The organism is Burkholderia guangdongensis (assembly GCF_013403875.1).
GTDB classification, from domain to species: Bacteria; Pseudomonadota; Gammaproteobacteria; order Burkholderiales; family Burkholderiaceae; genus Burkholderia; species Burkholderia guangdongensis.
Genome location: NZ_JACBNX010000016.1, coordinates 1 through 14,344 on the forward strand (window position 1 = coordinate 1; position 14,344 = coordinate 14,344).

General features: G+C 65.9%; 16 protein-coding genes and 1 tRNA gene. 14 read left to right on the forward strand and 3 right to left on the reverse strand.

What is annotated here, in order from left to right:
* The coding region (locus HZI36_RS15785; protein WP_179403589.1) for an FAD-dependent oxidoreductase at window positions 1-224 on the reverse strand (224 nt) is incomplete at its 3' end.
* A gap of 179 nt (window positions 225-403) precedes the next feature.
* Here HZI36_RS15785 and HZI36_RS15790 point away from each other — a divergent pair.
* Window positions 404-1,180 (forward strand): SDR family oxidoreductase, encoded by a 777-nt coding sequence (locus HZI36_RS15790; RefSeq protein ID WP_179403590.1) that lies wholly within the window; start codon window positions 404-406, stop codon window positions 1,178-1,180.
* 75 nt (window positions 1,181-1,255) lie between these two features.
* Window positions 1,256-1,687: an acyl-CoA thioesterase gene (locus HZI36_RS15795; protein ID WP_179403591.1), complete on the forward strand. Its 432-nt coding sequence runs from the start codon at window positions 1,256-1,258 to the stop codon at window positions 1,685-1,687.
* A gap of 99 nt (window positions 1,688-1,786) precedes the next feature.
* Here the strand turns inward: HZI36_RS15795 and HZI36_RS15800 are convergent, their stop codons facing one another.
* Window positions 1,787-2,332 (reverse strand): PAS and helix-turn-helix domain-containing protein, encoded by a 546-nt coding sequence (locus HZI36_RS15800; protein WP_179403592.1) that lies wholly within the window; start codon window positions 2,330-2,332, stop codon window positions 1,787-1,789.
* Window positions 2,333-2,560: 228 nt separating this feature from the next.
* Here HZI36_RS15800 and HZI36_RS15805 point away from each other — a divergent pair, with 228 nt between their 5' ends.
* Window positions 2,561-3,265, forward strand: coding sequence for a CoA transferase subunit A (locus tag HZI36_RS15805; RefSeq protein WP_179403593.1), 705 nt, complete (start codon window positions 2,561-2,563; stop codon window positions 3,263-3,265).
* Between the two features lies 1 nt (window position 3,266).
* Window positions 3,267-3,908: a CoA transferase subunit B gene (locus tag HZI36_RS15810; RefSeq protein ID WP_179403594.1), complete on the forward strand. Its 642-nt coding sequence runs from the start codon at window positions 3,267-3,269 to the stop codon at window positions 3,906-3,908.
* Between the two features lie 73 nt (window positions 3,909-3,981).
* Here the strand turns inward: HZI36_RS15810 and HZI36_RS15815 are convergent, their stop codons facing one another.
* On the reverse strand, window positions 3,982-4,911 hold the full coding sequence (locus tag HZI36_RS15815; protein WP_179403595.1) for a LysR family transcriptional regulator: 930 nt from the start codon (window positions 4,909-4,911) through the stop codon (window positions 3,982-3,984).
* A gap of 160 nt (window positions 4,912-5,071) precedes the next feature.
* Between HZI36_RS15815 and HZI36_RS15820 the strand changes: the two genes are divergently transcribed.
* From HZI36_RS15820 to pheS, 10 genes are all read left to right on the forward strand, one after another.
* Window positions 5,072-5,674 (forward strand): NADPH-dependent F420 reductase, encoded by a 603-nt coding sequence (locus tag HZI36_RS15820; RefSeq protein ID WP_179403596.1) that lies wholly within the window; start codon window positions 5,072-5,074, stop codon window positions 5,672-5,674.
* A 163-nt stretch (window positions 5,675-5,837) separates the two neighbouring features.
* Window positions 5,838-6,752: an alpha/beta fold hydrolase gene (locus HZI36_RS15825; RefSeq protein WP_179403597.1), complete on the forward strand. Its 915-nt coding sequence runs from the start codon at window positions 5,838-5,840 to the stop codon at window positions 6,750-6,752.
* Window positions 6,753-6,823: 71 nt separating this feature from the next.
* The gene (locus tag HZI36_RS15830) at window positions 6,824-7,177 is read left to right on the forward strand and encodes a RidA family protein (RefSeq protein ID WP_179403598.1); all 354 of its coding nucleotides are present in this window, start codon (window positions 6,824-6,826) and stop codon (window positions 7,175-7,177) included.
* 82 nt (window positions 7,178-7,259) lie between these two features.
* Window positions 7,260-9,497 (forward strand): RelA/SpoT family protein, encoded by a 2,238-nt coding sequence (locus HZI36_RS15835; RefSeq protein WP_179403599.1) that lies wholly within the window; start codon window positions 7,260-7,262, stop codon window positions 9,495-9,497.
* A gap of 86 nt (window positions 9,498-9,583) precedes the next feature.
* A tRNA-Val gene (locus HZI36_RS15840) sits at window positions 9,584-9,660 on the forward strand.
* 244 nt (window positions 9,661-9,904) lie between these two features.
* Window positions 9,905-11,812, forward strand: coding sequence for a threonine--tRNA ligase (gene thrS / locus HZI36_RS15845; RefSeq protein WP_179403600.1), 1,908 nt, complete (start codon window positions 9,905-9,907; stop codon window positions 11,810-11,812).
* Window positions 11,813-11,861: 49 nt separating this feature from the next.
* Window positions 11,862-12,386 (forward strand): translation initiation factor IF-3, encoded by a 525-nt coding sequence (gene infC / locus HZI36_RS15850; protein WP_179403797.1) that lies wholly within the window; start codon window positions 11,862-11,864, stop codon window positions 12,384-12,386.
* A 204-nt stretch (window positions 12,387-12,590) separates the two neighbouring features.
* Entirely contained in the window at window positions 12,591-12,788 is a 198-nt protein-coding gene (gene rpmI, locus HZI36_RS15855) for a 50S ribosomal protein L35 (RefSeq protein ID WP_004191477.1), read from the forward strand.
* A gap of 30 nt (window positions 12,789-12,818) precedes the next feature.
* On the forward strand, window positions 12,819-13,178 hold the full coding sequence (rplT, locus tag HZI36_RS15860) for a 50S ribosomal protein L20 (RefSeq protein ID WP_004192938.1): 360 nt from the start codon (window positions 12,819-12,821) through the stop codon (window positions 13,176-13,178).
* Between the two features lie 125 nt (window positions 13,179-13,303).
* The gene (pheS, locus tag HZI36_RS15865; protein WP_179403601.1) at window positions 13,304-14,317 is read left to right on the forward strand and encodes a phenylalanine--tRNA ligase subunit alpha; all 1,014 of its coding nucleotides are present in this window, start codon (window positions 13,304-13,306) and stop codon (window positions 14,315-14,317) included.
* Window positions 14,318-14,344: the final 27 nt, after the last annotated feature.

Sequence of the window (14,344 nt, forward strand, 5' to 3'; positions counted from 1 at the left end):
TCGGTGAGCGCGCGCGGATCCATCACCGCGCCGGACAGGATGTGCGCGCCGATCTCCGAGCCCTTCTCGAGCACGCACACGCCGATCTCGGTGCCTTTCTCGGCCGCCAGCTGCTTGAGCCGGATCGCCGCCGACAGCCCCGCGGGGCCGCCGCCGACGATCACGACGTCGTATTCCATGGATTCGCGCGGGCCGTACTGCTCGATCAGGCTTGCGGGGGTCATTGACGTTCCTCTAACCGTTAGAATGCTTTGTAATTCGGGATCGCGTATTGTCGGCGAAACAAAACACTCGCCGCAACTGAGTGCCGGTAGATTAGCACGATCGTTCGATTTTTGTGCTAGGGTTATGCCGCATGCGTGTCGCGCGTTCTGCGGTCAAACGACGTCGAAAGGGGTGGGGAATGGGTCGATCGATCAATCTGGAAGGCAAGGTTGCGCTGGTGACGGGCGCGTCGAGCGGGCTCGGACAGCGTTTCGCGCAGGTGCTGTCGCAGGCGGGCGCGAAGGTCGTGCTCGCGAGCCGGCGCGTCGAGCGGCTGAAGGAGCTGCGCGCTGAAATCGAGGCGGCAGGCGGCGACGCGCACGTCGTGTCGCTCGACGTCACCGACGTGCAGAGCATCAAGGCCGCTGTCGCGCACGCGGAGACCGAAGCGGGGATGATCGACATCCTCGTGAACAACTCGGGCGTGTCGACGATGCACAAGCTCATCGACGTGACGCCCGCCGATTTCGAGTTCGTATTCGATACGAACACGCGCGGCGCGTTTTTCGTCGCGCAGGAAGTCGCGAAGCGGATGATGATGCGCGGCAACGGCGGCGGCAAGCCGCCGTTCAGGATCATCAACGTCGCGTCGGTCGCGGGCCTGCGCGTGTTCCCGCAGATCGGGCTGTACGCGATGAGCAAGGCGGCCGTCGTGCACATGACGCGCGCGATGGCGCTCGAATGGGGCCGCCACGGGATCAACGTGAACGCGATCTGCCCGGGCTACATCGACACCGAAATCAATCACTACCTGTGGGAAAGCGAGCAGGGCCAGAAGCTGCAGTCGATGCTGCCGCGCCGGCGCGTCGGCAAGCCGCAGGATCTCGACGGGCTGCTGCTGCTGCTCGCCGCCGACGAATCGCAGTTCATCAACGGCTCGATCATCTCGGCGGACGACGGCTTCGGCCTCGCCTGACCGGCCTGCTTCGATGCTGGCCGACCCTGCAATAAACACGCAATGAACACGCCATCGACGCGCAATGAACGCGCAATGACCGACTACGCATCCGTCTTCGAAATGTCGATGCCGATCCGCTGGGGCGACATGGACGCATTCGGCCACGTGAACAACACCGTCTACTTCCGCTACATGGAGCAGGCGCGGATTTCGTGGTTCGAGTCGATGGGCCTCGGCGGCAACAAGGGCGACGGGCAGGGGCCCGTGATCGTCACCGCGTCGATGGAATTCCTGCGGCAGCTCGCGTATCCGGGCGACGTGATCGCGCGGATCTCGGTGTCGAAGCCGGGCCGCAGCAGCTTCGATTCCGGCTTCGAGCTGCTGCGTGCCGACGAGCCGGGGCAGCTCTATGCGCGCGGCAGCGCGCGCGTCGTGTGGATCGACTACGCGCTCGGCAAATCGGTGCCGCTGCCGGACACGCTGCGCGAGCGGATCGGGCGCGCGCTCGCCGAGCAGGCCGACTGATCCGCGCTGACTGCCCCGCACCGGGTGCCCCGCGCGGACTGACTCGCACAGACTGTCCGCACAGACTGAGCACCGCCCGCCCCGCGCGGGCGCCGCGCTTCAATGGCCGAGCAGGCGCTGCAGCAGCTCGGCCGTGTTTCCCGTCCCGTATTTGCGCATCAGCCGCCCGCGGTAGATGTCGACCGTGCGCGAGCTGATGTCGAGCATGCGGCCGATCTGCTTGCTCGTCTTGCCGGTTGCGAGCTGCGCGGCGATCTCGCGCTCGCGCGGCGTCAGCTCGACCGCGACGCGCCGCGTCGCGCTTAAGTCCTCGAACGTCCACACGCCGGTGGCGAGCGGCGCGGTGCGGTCGAGCGCGCGGCCGGTCACGTGGCACCAGAACAGCTCGCCGGTCGCGCGCTTCATGATCCGGTCGTCGCCGTAGATCCCGTTCGCGATCATCACGCGCGAGATCCGCTCGCCGATCCGCTCGAACTCGTCCGACGACGGATACAGCACCTCGAACGACTGGCCGATCAGGTCGGCCCGCGTGCAGCGGAAGATCGCGGCGACCGCGTCGTTGCAGTCCTCGATCGCGCGGTCGCGCGACATCACGAGCCCGATCGGCGCGAGCTGGAAGGCGGTCTGGTAGTCGATTGCGGGCATGGGCGCGGGCCAGTGGTGCGGGGATTAGGCGGGGGCTTATGTATTTTTGCGTATTGTGCAGCATCCGCGCGGCATCGTACCCTTCCGGGCAGATCGCGGCCAGTGCGGCGCGGATAAAACAGGCGCGTCGCCGAAGCGGCGGACGTCGGCCATGCGTAGTATGACGCGGCGGGCCGCGTCGGCGCGCGAACCTGGTCAGCTGGTTTCCATAAAGGAAGGGACAGAGAGATGAACAAAGTCTATCCAAGCGCGGCCGCCGCGCTGGAAGGGATCGTCCAGGACGGACAGACCTTCGCGGTCGGCGGTTTCGGCCTGTGCGGAATTCCCGAGGCGCTGATCGCGGCGCTGCGCGATACGGGCGTCAAGGGCATCACCTGCATCAGCAACAACGCGGGCGTCGACGGCTTCGGTCTCGGCCTGCTGCTCGAGACGCGCCAGATCAAGAAGATGATCTCGTCGTACGTCGGCGAGAACAAGGAGTTCGAGCGCCAGTACCTGTCCGGCGAGCTCGAGCTCGAATTCACGCCGCAGGGCACGCTCGCCGAGAAGCTGCGCGCGGGCGGCGCGGGCATCCCGGCGTTCTTCACGAACACCGGCTACGGCACCGTGATCGCGGAAGGCAAGGAAACGCGCCAGTTCGGCGATCGCCATTACGTGCTCGAGCCGTCACTGACGGCCGACGTCGCGCTCGTGAAGGCGTGGAAGGCGGACAAATCCGGCAACCTGGTCTTTCGCCGCACCGCGCGCAACTTCAACCCGATGTGCGCGATGGCCGGCAAGATCACGGTGGTCGAGGTCGAGGAGATCGTCGAGAACGGCGAACTCGATCCGGACAACATCCACACGCCGGGCATCTTCGTGCAGCGCATCGTGCTGAACACGACCCCGGAAAAACGCATCGAACAACGCACCGTCCGCGCGAAAGGAGACTGACATGGCCTGGAATCGTGACCAAATGGCCGCGCGCGCGGCGAAGGAACTGCAGGACGGCTTCTACGTGAACCTCGGGATCGGCCTGCCGACGCTCGTCGCGAACCACGTGCCGGAAGGTGTCGAGGTGTGGCTGCAGTCGGAGAACGGCCTGCTCGGCATCGGCCCGTTCCCGACCGAGGACGAGATCGACGCGGACCTGATCAACGCCGGCAAGCAGACGGTGACGACGCTGCCCGGCTCGTCGATCTTCTCGTCGGCCGATTCGTTCGCGATGATTCGCGGCGGCCACATCAACCTCGCGATCCTCGGCGCGATGCAGGTCAGCCAGACCGGCGACCTCGCGAACTGGATGATCCCCGGCAAGATGATCAAGGGGATGGGCGGCGCGATGGACCTCGTCGCGGGCGTGCGGCGCGTGATCGTGCTGATGGAGCACGTCGCGAAGGGCGATGCGCACAAGATCCTCGAGAAATGCGATCTGCCGCTGACGGGCGTCGGCGTGATCGACCGGATCATCACCGATCTCGGCGTGATCGACGTGACGCCGAACGGCCTGAAGGTCGTCGAGCTCGCCGACGGCGTGACCGTCGACGAGATCAAGGCGAAGACCGGCGCGCCGCTCGACGTGAGCGCGCTGTCGTAAGTCATCCTCCCGCCCGCGCGTCGCGCCGACGCGCGGCGCGTATCCCGGGGCGCGCCCGAGCGCCCCGCGTCCTTCATCCGATGCCGCCCGCGAACCGTTCGGCCAATCGCTCCCGCTCGAACGCGTCGACGACGAAGTCGACGAACGCCCGCGTTTTGGCCGGCAGCAGTGTGCGCGTCGCGTAATAGATCGAAATCGTTCCGACATCCGCATACCAGTGCGGCAGCAGCCGCACGAGCTCGCCCCGTTCGATCCACGGCAGCGCGTCCGGCACGGTCAGCAGCGCGACGCCCAGTCCGAGCACCGCGGCTTCCCGCATCGCGGCCGGGTCGTTGACCATGATCGTTTCGCCAAGCCGCGCGGGCATTTCGCTGCCCGCCGCGTCGCGCATCGTCCGGTGACGCACGCGGCCGGTGCGGCTCGAGCGCATCACGATGCCGTCGAGGCCCGCGAGATCGCCGGGATCGGACGGCGGCACGCGGCCGGCCAGGTAAGCCGGCGACGCGACCGCGATCAGATGCGCGGGCGCCAGCCTGCGTGACACGACACCCGGCGCGAGATCGAATCCACCGCCGATCGCCGCGTCGTAACTCTCCGCAATCAGGTCGACCTGCCGGTTTTCGAAGTGCCAGTCCGGACGGATCAGCGGATGGCGCGCGAGGAACGCCGGCAGCAGCGGCATCACGTGCGTGATGCCGAACGTCGGCGGCAGGCTGACTTTCAGCACGCCGGCCGGCGCGCCGCGCCCGGTCGACACGGACGAGATCGCGGCCTGCAGCGCGTCCAGATTGCCGCCGATTTCGGCGAGAAAGCGCTCGCCCGCCTCGGTCAGCGTGAGCTTGCGCGTCGAGCGCTGGAACAGCCGCACGCCGAGATTGCGTTCGAGCAGCGCGACGTTCCGGCTGACCGCGGCGGGCGTCAGCGCCAGGCGCCGCGCGGCCTCGGAAAAGGTGCCCGTTTCGGCGCTGCGGACGAACGACTCGAGGTTCGCGAGGGTTTCCATGCGGCCCATCTTAAAGCATCGCTTGAAAATAATTCAAATGATTCATGGCTAATCATCGGGTAATGAAGCCGGCAACATTCACTCATCTGTCCACCGGACATTTCCTTGCCGGCGGCGACTTCGCCGCTTGATTCGTCACCTTTTTCCGAGGAGCATTGCCATGAGCACCATCGGTATCATCGGCGCGGGCGCGATCGGTTCCGCGTTCGCACGCGCGCTGGCCCGCACCGGCGTCGAAGCGGTCATTTCCAACAGCCGCGGCCCGGCCTCGCTCGCGGATCTCGCGCGCGAGCTCGGCCCGTCGATCACGCCGGGAACGCGCGAACAGGCTGCCGCGCAGGACATCGTCCTCGTCGCGGTGAACTGGTCGAGGCTGCCTGACGCGCTGGCCGGGCTGCCGGACTTCGGCGGCCGTATCGTGATCGATGCGAACAACCCGATCGAGGCGCCGCACTTCGTGCCGGCCGAATTGCACGGCCGGATGTCGAGCGACGTATTCACGGATCTCGTGCCGGGCGCGCGCGTCGTGAAGGCGTTCAACCATCTCCCGGCGCACTTCATCTCCGACGATCCGCAGGCCGGCGACGGGCGCCGCGCGCTGTTCTTCGCGGGCGACGACGCGGATGCGAAATCCGCGGTGCGCGCGCTGATCGAGCGGCTCGGCTTCTTCGGCATCGACATGGGTTCGCTCGGCGCCGGCGGCCGGATGATCCAGATTCCCGGCGGGCCGCTGGCGGTGCTCGATCTCGTCAAATTCGGCTAGCCGGCGAACGGCGCGCCATTCATGCTTGGATGGCGGCGTGCACGGTTCGCTGTCGCGTGCCGCGTGCGCCGATCCCGTTCGTGGAAGCGGTTTACAATCGACTGCACCTGGCGGCGCACGCATCGCGCCGCACGTTCCGTGCTCATTCGACTGGACCGCTTCGATGCCGACGACTTCCGAGACTTCCTCGAATTCCCCGCTTCCCCGTCAGCGCCGCGTGCAGTGCGCGAGCCCGGTCGGCCTGCATCGCATCGCGTATACCGAGTGGGGCGACGCCGCCAATCCGCGCGTGCTGGTCTGCGTGCACGGGCTGACCCGCTCGGGTCGCGACTTCGACCGTCTCGCGGCCGCGCTGTCCGATGCGTACCGCGTCGTGTGCCCGGACGTCGTCGGGCGCGGCCAGTCCGACTGGCTCGCCGATCCGCGTCTCTATGGCTTGCCGCAATACGTCGCCGACATCGTCACGCTGATCGCGCGGCTCGACGTCGAGACGGTCGACTGGTTCGGCACGTCGATGGGCGGGCTGATCGGTCTCGCGTTCGCGTCGCTGCCCGGCTCGCCGGTGCGCAAGATGATCGTCAACGACGTCGGCCCGCGCATCGAGCCCGGCGCGCTCGCGCGCATCGGCGAGTATCTCGGCGTGCAGCCGCGCTTTTCGACCGAGCAGGAGGGGATCGACTACGTGACGTCGCTGTCGCTGTCGTTCGGCGCGCTGTCCGCGGACGAATGGCGGCAGATCGGCGCGCCGCTCGTGCGCGCGCTGCCGGATGGCGGCTGGACGCTGCGCTACGACCCGCGGATCGCCGAGCCGTTCAACGCGATGACGCCCGAGCAGGCCGAAGCGGGCGAGGCCATGCTGTGGCGCGCGGTCGATGCGATCGACGCGCGGATGCTCGTCGTGCGCGGCGAGGTGTCCGATCTGCTGTCGCGCGACACCGCGGCCGAGATGGTCCGTCGCGGCAAGCGCGTGTCGCTGGCCGAAATCGCCGGTGTCGGCCATGCGCCCGTGTTCATGAACGCGGAGCAGATCGCGCTCGCACGCGGGTTTTTCGTCGAAGAGGCCGCGCGCACGTCATAATATGCGGTTCGGCGCCGACACGATCGGCGCCGCATTCGATCCTTCAACCCTCCACCGAATCGGGACATTTCATGGCAGTCATCCGTCACCACGTCGAAGCGCGCTATTCCGACACCGCGATCCACAACGGTACCGTGTATCTCGCCGGCCAGATCGCCGAGGACGCCACGCAGGACATCACCGGACAGACGCGCGAAGTGCTCGGCCACATCGACCGCCTGCTCGCGGAGGCGAACAGCGACAAGTCGCAGTTGCTGATGGTGCAGATCTTCATCTCCGATCTCGCGAACTTCGCCGCAATGAACGCGGTGTGGGACGCGTGGGTCGTGCCGGGTCACACGCCGCCGCGCGCAACCGTCGAGGCGAAGCTCGCCGATCCGAAGCTGCTCGTCGAGATCGTCGTCACCGCCGCGCAGAAGAGCTGAGCGCCCCTGTATCGCAATCTCGCAATCTCGCAGTCCCGCGCTGTCCCGGTATCGCAATGAACGTTTTCCGCCGCACCGCCCGATGATCGTCGATCCTGCCTCCACGCCCGCCGCCGCGTCCGCCGCCGGCGCGCCGTCGTTCGATGACGTGCTCGCATTCGTGCGCAAGCACGCGGGCGGCGTGCGGCTGTCGTCGGGCGAGCCGCTCGCCGATCACGCGCTCGGCACGGCGGCGATCGTGCGCACGCTGAACGTCGATCCGCCGGCGGTGCAGGCGGCCGCGCTGTTCGGGCTGACGCCGCATCTGAGCGATCCCGGCCGCGAGATCGCGGAGCGCTTCGGCGACGAGGTCGCCGGCCTCGTCGCCGACGTGCGCAAGCTGCTGCGGCTCGGCTCGCTGAGCCTGCGCGCCGCGCAGAACGCGGGCGCCGTCGCGGGCCGCGACGCGGCCGCCGCGCGCCGCGCGCAGATCGAGGCGCTGCGCAAGATGCTGCTCGCGTTCGCGCAGGACATCCGCGTCGTGCTGATCCGGCTCGCGTCGCGGCTGCAGTCGCTGCGCTGGTACGCGGCGTCGAAGCTCGAGCCGCCGCCGGACGTCGCGCGCGAGACGCTCGAGATCTACGCGCCGCTCGCGAACCGTCTCGGCATCTGGCAACTGAAGTGGGAACTCGAGGATCTCGCGTTCCGCTTCGAGGATCCGGCCACGTACAAGCGGATCGCGAAGCTGCTCGACGAGAAGCGCGTCGAGCGCGAGGCGTACGTCGCTCAGGCGATCGAACGGCTGCAGCGCGAGCTCGCGGCCGTGCACATCGCCGCCGACGTCAGCGGCCGGCCGAAGCACATCTACAGCATCTGGCGCAAGATGCGCGGCAAGGAGCTCGACTTCGCCGAGCTCTACGACGTGCGCGCGTTCCGCGTGATCGTCCCGGACATCAAGGATTGCTACACGGTGCTCGGGATCGTGCATCACCTGTGGCAGCCGGTGCCGAAGGAGTTCGACGACTACATCTCGCGCCCGAAGCCGAACGGCTACAAGTCGCTGCACACCGTCGTGATCGGCGACGACGGCCGCGCGTTCGAGGTGCAGATCCGCACGCACGACATGCACCGCTTCGCCGAATACGGCGTCGCCGCGCACTGGCGCTACAAGGAGGCGGGCGCGCGCGGCTACGGCGGCCAGTTCTCGGCGAGCGACAAGTACGACGAGAAGATCGCGTGGCTGCGTCAGCTGCTCGCGTGGAAGGACGACGTCGAGGACCACGCGGGCGACGCGTGGGCGCAGCTGCGCGAGACGTCGCTCGACGACGATCACATCTACGTGCTGACGCCGCAGGCGCGCGTGATCGCGTTGCCGCAGGGCGCGACGCCGGTCGATTTCGCGTACTACCTGCATAGCGAACTCGGCCATCGCTGCCGCGGCGCGCGCGTCGACGGCGCGATGGTGCCGCTGAACACGTCGCTCGCGAACGGCCAGACGGTCGAGATCGTCACAGTGAAGCAGGGCGGGCCGTCGCGCGACTGGCTGAATCCGCAGCTCGGCTACCTGCACAGCCCGCGCGCGCGCCAGAAGGTGCGCGCGTGGTTCACCGCGATCGAGCAGCAGGAGAACATCGCGCACGGGCGCGCGCTCGTCGAGAAGGCGCTGCAGCGCGAAGGCAAGACGTCGGTCAGCCTCGACAACCTCGCGACGAAGCTCGGCTTCAAGTCGCCGGACGAACTGTTCTCGGCCGTCGGCAAGGATGAGTTCAGCCTGCGCAACGTCGAGCACGCGGTGTCGGATGCGCCGCCGCCGGAGCCGGCGCACGAGGTGCCCGCCGATTTCGAGAAGCGCAGCAGCGGCGCGAGCGTCGCGCACGGCGCGTCGACGGGCGTGCTCGTCGTCGGCGTCGATGCGCTGCTGACCCAGCTCGCGCGCTGCTGCCGGCCGGCGCCGCCGGATCCGATCAGCGGCTTTGTCACGCGCGGCAAGGGCATGTCGATTCACCGCAGCGACTGCGCGACGTTCCGCCGGATGGCCGAGCGCGCGCCCGAGCGCGTGCTGCAGACCACGTGGTCCGCGGACGTGCTCGGCGGCCGCGGCGCGTCGGTCTATCCGGTCGACCTGATGATCGAGGCGACCGATCGGCAGGGGCTGCTGCGGGATATCTCGGAAGTGTTCGCGCGCGAAAAGATCAACGTGATCGGCGTGAAGACGCAAAGCCGCCGGAATGCGGCGTTCATGCAGTTCACGGTCGAGGTGTCGAACGCGGCGCAGGTGCAGCGCGCGTGCACGCTGCTCGGCGAGGTGGCGGGCGTGGGCCGGGCGGGCCGCAAGGCCTGATCCGGTGGGCGCCGGGTCGAATTCTGCGGTAAACGCAGAAAACCGTTGCCAAGCGCAAAAAAGCTCCATATAATCTTAGCTTCTCTAGGCTCGTAGCTCAGCTGGTTAGAGCACCACCTTGACATGGTGGGGGTCGTTGGTTCGAGTCCAATCGAGCCTACCAACGAACAATGAACGTCCGGCTTGCCGGATGTTCGAAGCAGTCAAACAACTGACCGCAATACAGGCGAATACGGTTATGACACCGCGAACGTTGACCGAAACCCTTTCGGAGCGACGCTAGTCGAGGAACGTTTTCGCCATTACGGTTCATGCAGTATCGAATGCGGCCCCTCGAAAGCGGGGCCGCATTTTTTTTGCCGCGAATTTTTTTACTGCCGCTCACTGACGGCATCACGGAGATTGCTATGGTTTCGATACGCTTGCCCGACGGCTCAGTTCGACAATACGAGCATCCGGTGACCGTCGCCGAAGTGGCTGCGTCGATCGGCCCGGGGCTTGCGAAGGCGGCGCTCGGCGGCAAGCTCGACGGCGAGCTCGTCGATACGTCGGCGGTGATCGACCGCGACGCGTCGCTCGCGATCGTGACCGACAAGGACGCCGACGGCCTCGACATCATCCGCCATTCGGCCGCGCACCTGCTCGCCTATGCGGTGAAGGAGCTGCATCCGGACGCGCAGGTGACGATCGGCCCGGTGATCGACAACGGTTTCTACTACGACTTCTCGTACCACCGCCCGTTTACGCCGGAAGATCTCGAGCAGATCGAAAAGCGGATGCAGGATCTCGCGAAGCGGGACGAGCCGGTGTCGCGCCGCGTCGTGTCGCGTGACGAGGCGGCCGCGTATTTCCGCAGCATCGGCGAGAAGTACAAGGCCGAGATCATCGACTCGATCCCGCAGAGCGACGAGATCAAGCTCTACTCGCACGGCGGCTTCACCGATCTGTGCCGCGGCCCGCACGTGCCGTCGACCGGCAAGCTGAAGGTGTTCAAGCTGATGAAGGTCGCGGGCGCGTACTGGCGCGGCGACTCGAAGAACGAGCAGCTGCAGCGGATCTACGGCACCGCATGGACGAAGAAGGAAGATCAGGACGCGTACCTGCACATGCTCGAGGAGGCCGAGAAGCGCGACCACCGCAAGCTCGGCAAGCAGCTCGACCTGTTCCACATGCAGGACGAGTCGCCGGGCATGGTGTTCTGGCACCCGAAGGGCTGGGCGCTGTGGCAGCAGGTCGAGCAGTACATGCGTCGCCGAGTGAACGACGCCGGCTATCTCGAGATCAAGACGCCGATGATCATGGACCGCTCGCTGTGGGAAGCGTCCGGCCACTGGCAGAACTATCGCGAGAACATGTTCACGACCGAGTCGGAGAAGCGCGACTACGCGATCAAGCCGATGAACTGCCCGGGCCACGTGCAGGTGTTCAAGCACGGGCTGCGCTCGTACCGCGACCTGCCGCTGCGCTACGCGGAATTCGGCTCGTGCCATCGCAACGAAGCGTCGGGCGCGCTGCACGGGCTGATGCGCGTGCGTGGCTTCGTGCAGGACGACGCGCACATCTTCTGCACCGAAGACCAGTTCATCTCCGAGTCGATCGCGTTCAACACGCTCGCGATGAGCGTGTACAAGGATTTCGGCTTCGATCACATCGACATCAAGCTGTCGCTGCGCCCCGAGCAGCGCGCGGGCACCGACGAGACGTGGGATCGCGCGGAGCAGGGGCTGCGCGATGCGCTGACGGCCTGCGGCCTGCAGTGGGAAGAGCTCGCGGGCGAGGGCGCGTTCTACGGCCCGAAGATCGAATATCACATCAAGGACGCGCTCGGCCGCTCGTGGCAGTGCGGCACGCTGCAGCTCGACATGGTGCTGCCGGAGCGTCTCGGCGCCGAGTATGTCGCCGAGGACAACAGCCGCCGCCGGCCGGTGATGCTGCACCGGGCGATCGTCGGTTCGATGGAGCGTTTTCTCGGGATTTTGATCGAGCACCACGCCGGCGCGATGCCGGCCTGGCTCGCGCCGATCCAGGCCGTTGTGCTCAATATTGCGGAAAGTCAAATCGAATATGCGCAATCTGTGGCTCAAACGTTGCAAAAACAAGGGGTTAGGGTGACGGCCGATTTGCGCAACGAGAAAATTAGCTATAAAATACGCGAGCACACGCTCGAGAAAGTTCCGTACCTGCTCGTGGTCGGCGATAAAGAGCGTGATGCGCAAACGGTAGCCGTGCGTGCCCGTGGCGGCGTCGATCTGGGCGTGATGCCGGTCGATGCCTTCGTTGAGCGTCTGCAGGATGACCTGCGCTCGTTCAAGTAACCGCCCTGGCAGCGCGGCTCGTTTTTTTAATTTTTAGAGGAAACGTAACATCGCTACTGATAAGTCGTCGCATCGCATCAACGGTGAAATCTCTGCGCCGGAAGTGCGCCTGGTCGGGGTCGATGGGGAGCCCATCGGCATCGTGAAACTCGTCGATGCTTTCCGCAAGTCGGAAGAACTGGATGTTGACCTGGTGGAAATCGCGCCGCAGGCGCAGCCGCCGGTTTGCCGTCTGATGGACTACGGCAAGTTCAAGTACCAGGAAGCCAAGAAGCAGCATGAAGCGAAGCTGAAGCAGAAGGTCATCCAGGTCAAGGAAGTCAAGTTCCGCCCGGGTACCGATGACGGGGATTACAACGTCAAGCTCCGCAACCTCACGCGCTTCCTCGAAGACGGCGACAAGACGAAGATCACGTTGCGTTTCCGCGGCCGCGAAATGGCTCACCAGGAAATCGGCATGCGGATGCTCGAGCGTCTGCGCACCGATCTCGACGAGGTCGGCCAGGTCGAGCAGATGCCGAAGATGGAAGGGCGCCAGATGATCATGGTGCTCTCGCCGAAGAAAAAGAAGTAACGGGCCCGCGCGCAAATCGCGCGCGGGTTCGCCGAGTGGTTCGGCGCGTCGCCCTGGTCGGGGCGGCGCAGCCAGAAACGACAGCGGCCGCCCGTGCCTGCATGGGTGGCGCGCTGTACACAAGTGGACTTGGGTTTCGAAGGGCGGGTCAGGGCGTAAGCCAACCGCACACCCATCTCCATCTAATAAACGGAGTTGTTCGTCATGCCTAAGATGAAGACCAAGAAGAGCGCTGCAAAGCGCTTCGTGGTGCGTCCGGGCGGTACCGTCAAGCGCGGTCAAGCCTTCAAGCGTCACATCCTGACCAAGAAAACCACGAAGAACAAGCGTCACCTGCGCGGCGCCACGGCAGTTCATGATTCCGATCTGAACTCCGTCCGCGCGATGCTTCCGTTCGCGTAACCCCTCAACCGATACTCACAGGAGAGAAACATGCCTCGAGTCAAACGTGGGGTAACCGCACGGGCCCGCCACAAGAAGATCATCAACCTGGCCAAGGGTTATCGCGGCCGCCGCAACAACGTCTACCGCATCGCCAAGCAGGCGGTGATGCGCGCGGGCCAGTATGCGTACCGCGATCGCCGCAACAAGAAGCGTGTGTTCCGCGCACTGTGGATCACGCGTATCAACGCGGCCGTCCGTCAGCACGACATGACGTACAGCGTGTTCATCAACGGCCTGAAGAAGGCGTCGATCGAACTCGACCGCAAGGTGCTGGCCGACATGGCGGTGTTCGACAAGGCTGCTTTTGCCGCGATCGTCAAGCAGGTGAAAGCCGCCGTTGCAGCCTAATTGCGAAATTAGCACTGCGTGGTCAGTTGCAGCGACGTTCCGGTAGTCGCGGCCGCTGCAGCGAAAACGGGGCTCTTCCTAGAGCCCCTTTTTTGTTTGGAATGACGTTGGAAATGATGGGATCTATGGATCTGGACCAGATTGTCGCCGACGCGAAGCAAGCCTTCGAACAGGCCGCCGACATTACCACGCTCGAAAACGAGAAAGCCCGCTTTCTCGGCAAATCCGGGGCGTTGACCGAACTCCTGAAGGGCCTCGGCAAGCTCGATCCGGACGCGCGCAAGACGGAAGGCGCACGCATCAACGTCGCGAAGCAGCAGGTCGAGGCCGCGCTGACCGCGCGCCGCCAGGCGCTCGCGGATGCGCTGCTGAACCAGCGCCTCGCCGCCGAGGCGATCGACGTCACGCTGCCGGGACGCGGCGCCGGCACCGGCAGCCTGCACCCGGTGATGCGCACGTGGGAACGCGTCGAACAGATCTTCCGCACGATCGGCTTCGACGTCGCCGACGGCCCCGAGATCGAGACCGACTGGTACAACTTCACGTCGCTGAACAGCCCGGAGAACCATCCGGCGCGTTCGATGCAGGACACGTTCTACGTCGACGGCAACGATGCCGACGGCCGACCGCTGCTGTTGCGCACGCACACGAGCCCGATGCAGGTCCGCTATGCGCGGATGAACCGTCCGCCGATCAAGGTGATCGCGCCGGGCCGCACGTACCGCGTCGACAGCGACGCGACGCATTCGCCGATGTTCAACCAGGTCGAAGGGCTGTGGATCGACGAGAACATCAGCTTCGCGGATCTGAAGGGCGTCTACACCGACTTCCTGAAAAAATTCTTCGAGCGCGACGACATCCTCGTGCGCTTCCGCCCGTCGTACTTCCCGTTCACGGAGCCGTCGGCCGAGATCGACATGATGTTCGAGCACGGCAAGAACGCGGGCAAGTGGCTCGAGATCTCCGGCTCGGGGCAGGTGCATCCGACCGTCATCCGCAACATGGGCCTCGACCCCGAGCGCTACATCGGCTTCGCGTTCGGCAGCGGCCTCGAGCGCCTGACGATGCTGCGCTACGGCGTGCAGGATCTGCGTCTGTTCTTCGAGAACGACCTGCGCTTTTTGCGGCAGTTCGCGTAACGCTCGCGCACGCACGCCGACTTGCGC

Coding starts and splice junctions, on each gene's coding strand:
- HZI36_RS15815 (WP_179403595.1), bottom strand. CDS start 4,911: ATGGAAACCCTCGCGAACCTCGAGTCGTTCGTCCGCAGCGCCGAAACG.
- HZI36_RS15810 (WP_179403594.1), top strand. CDS start 3,267: ATGGCCTGGAATCGTGACCAAATGGCCGCGCGCGCGGCGAAGGAACTG.
- HZI36_RS15805 (WP_179403593.1), top strand. CDS start 2,561: ATGAACAAAGTCTATCCAAGCGCGGCCGCCGCGCTGGAAGGGATCGTC.
- HZI36_RS15820 (WP_179403596.1), top strand. CDS start 5,072: ATGAGCACCATCGGTATCATCGGCGCGGGCGCGATCGGTTCCGCGTTC.
- HZI36_RS15835 (WP_179403599.1), top strand. CDS start 7,260: ATGATCGTCGATCCTGCCTCCACGCCCGCCGCCGCGTCCGCCGCCGGC.
- HZI36_RS15825 (WP_179403597.1), top strand. CDS start 5,838: ATGCCGACGACTTCCGAGACTTCCTCGAATTCCCCGCTTCCCCGTCAG.
- HZI36_RS15790 (WP_179403590.1), top strand. CDS start 404: ATGGGTCGATCGATCAATCTGGAAGGCAAGGTTGCGCTGGTGACGGGC.
- HZI36_RS15795 (WP_179403591.1), top strand. CDS start 1,256: ATGACCGACTACGCATCCGTCTTCGAAATGTCGATGCCGATCCGCTGG.
- rplT (WP_004192938.1), top strand. CDS start 12,819: ATGCCTCGAGTCAAACGTGGGGTAACCGCACGGGCCCGCCACAAGAAG.
- rpmI (WP_004191477.1), top strand. CDS start 12,591: ATGCCTAAGATGAAGACCAAGAAGAGCGCTGCAAAGCGCTTCGTGGTG.
- thrS (WP_179403600.1), top strand. CDS start 9,905: ATGGTTTCGATACGCTTGCCCGACGGCTCAGTTCGACAATACGAGCAT.
- HZI36_RS15800 (WP_179403592.1), bottom strand. CDS start 2,332: ATGCCCGCAATCGACTACCAGACCGCCTTCCAGCTCGCGCCGATCGGG.
- HZI36_RS15830 (WP_179403598.1), top strand. CDS start 6,824: ATGGCAGTCATCCGTCACCACGTCGAAGCGCGCTATTCCGACACCGCG.
- pheS (WP_179403601.1), top strand. CDS start 13,304: ATGGATCTGGACCAGATTGTCGCCGACGCGAAGCAAGCCTTCGAACAG.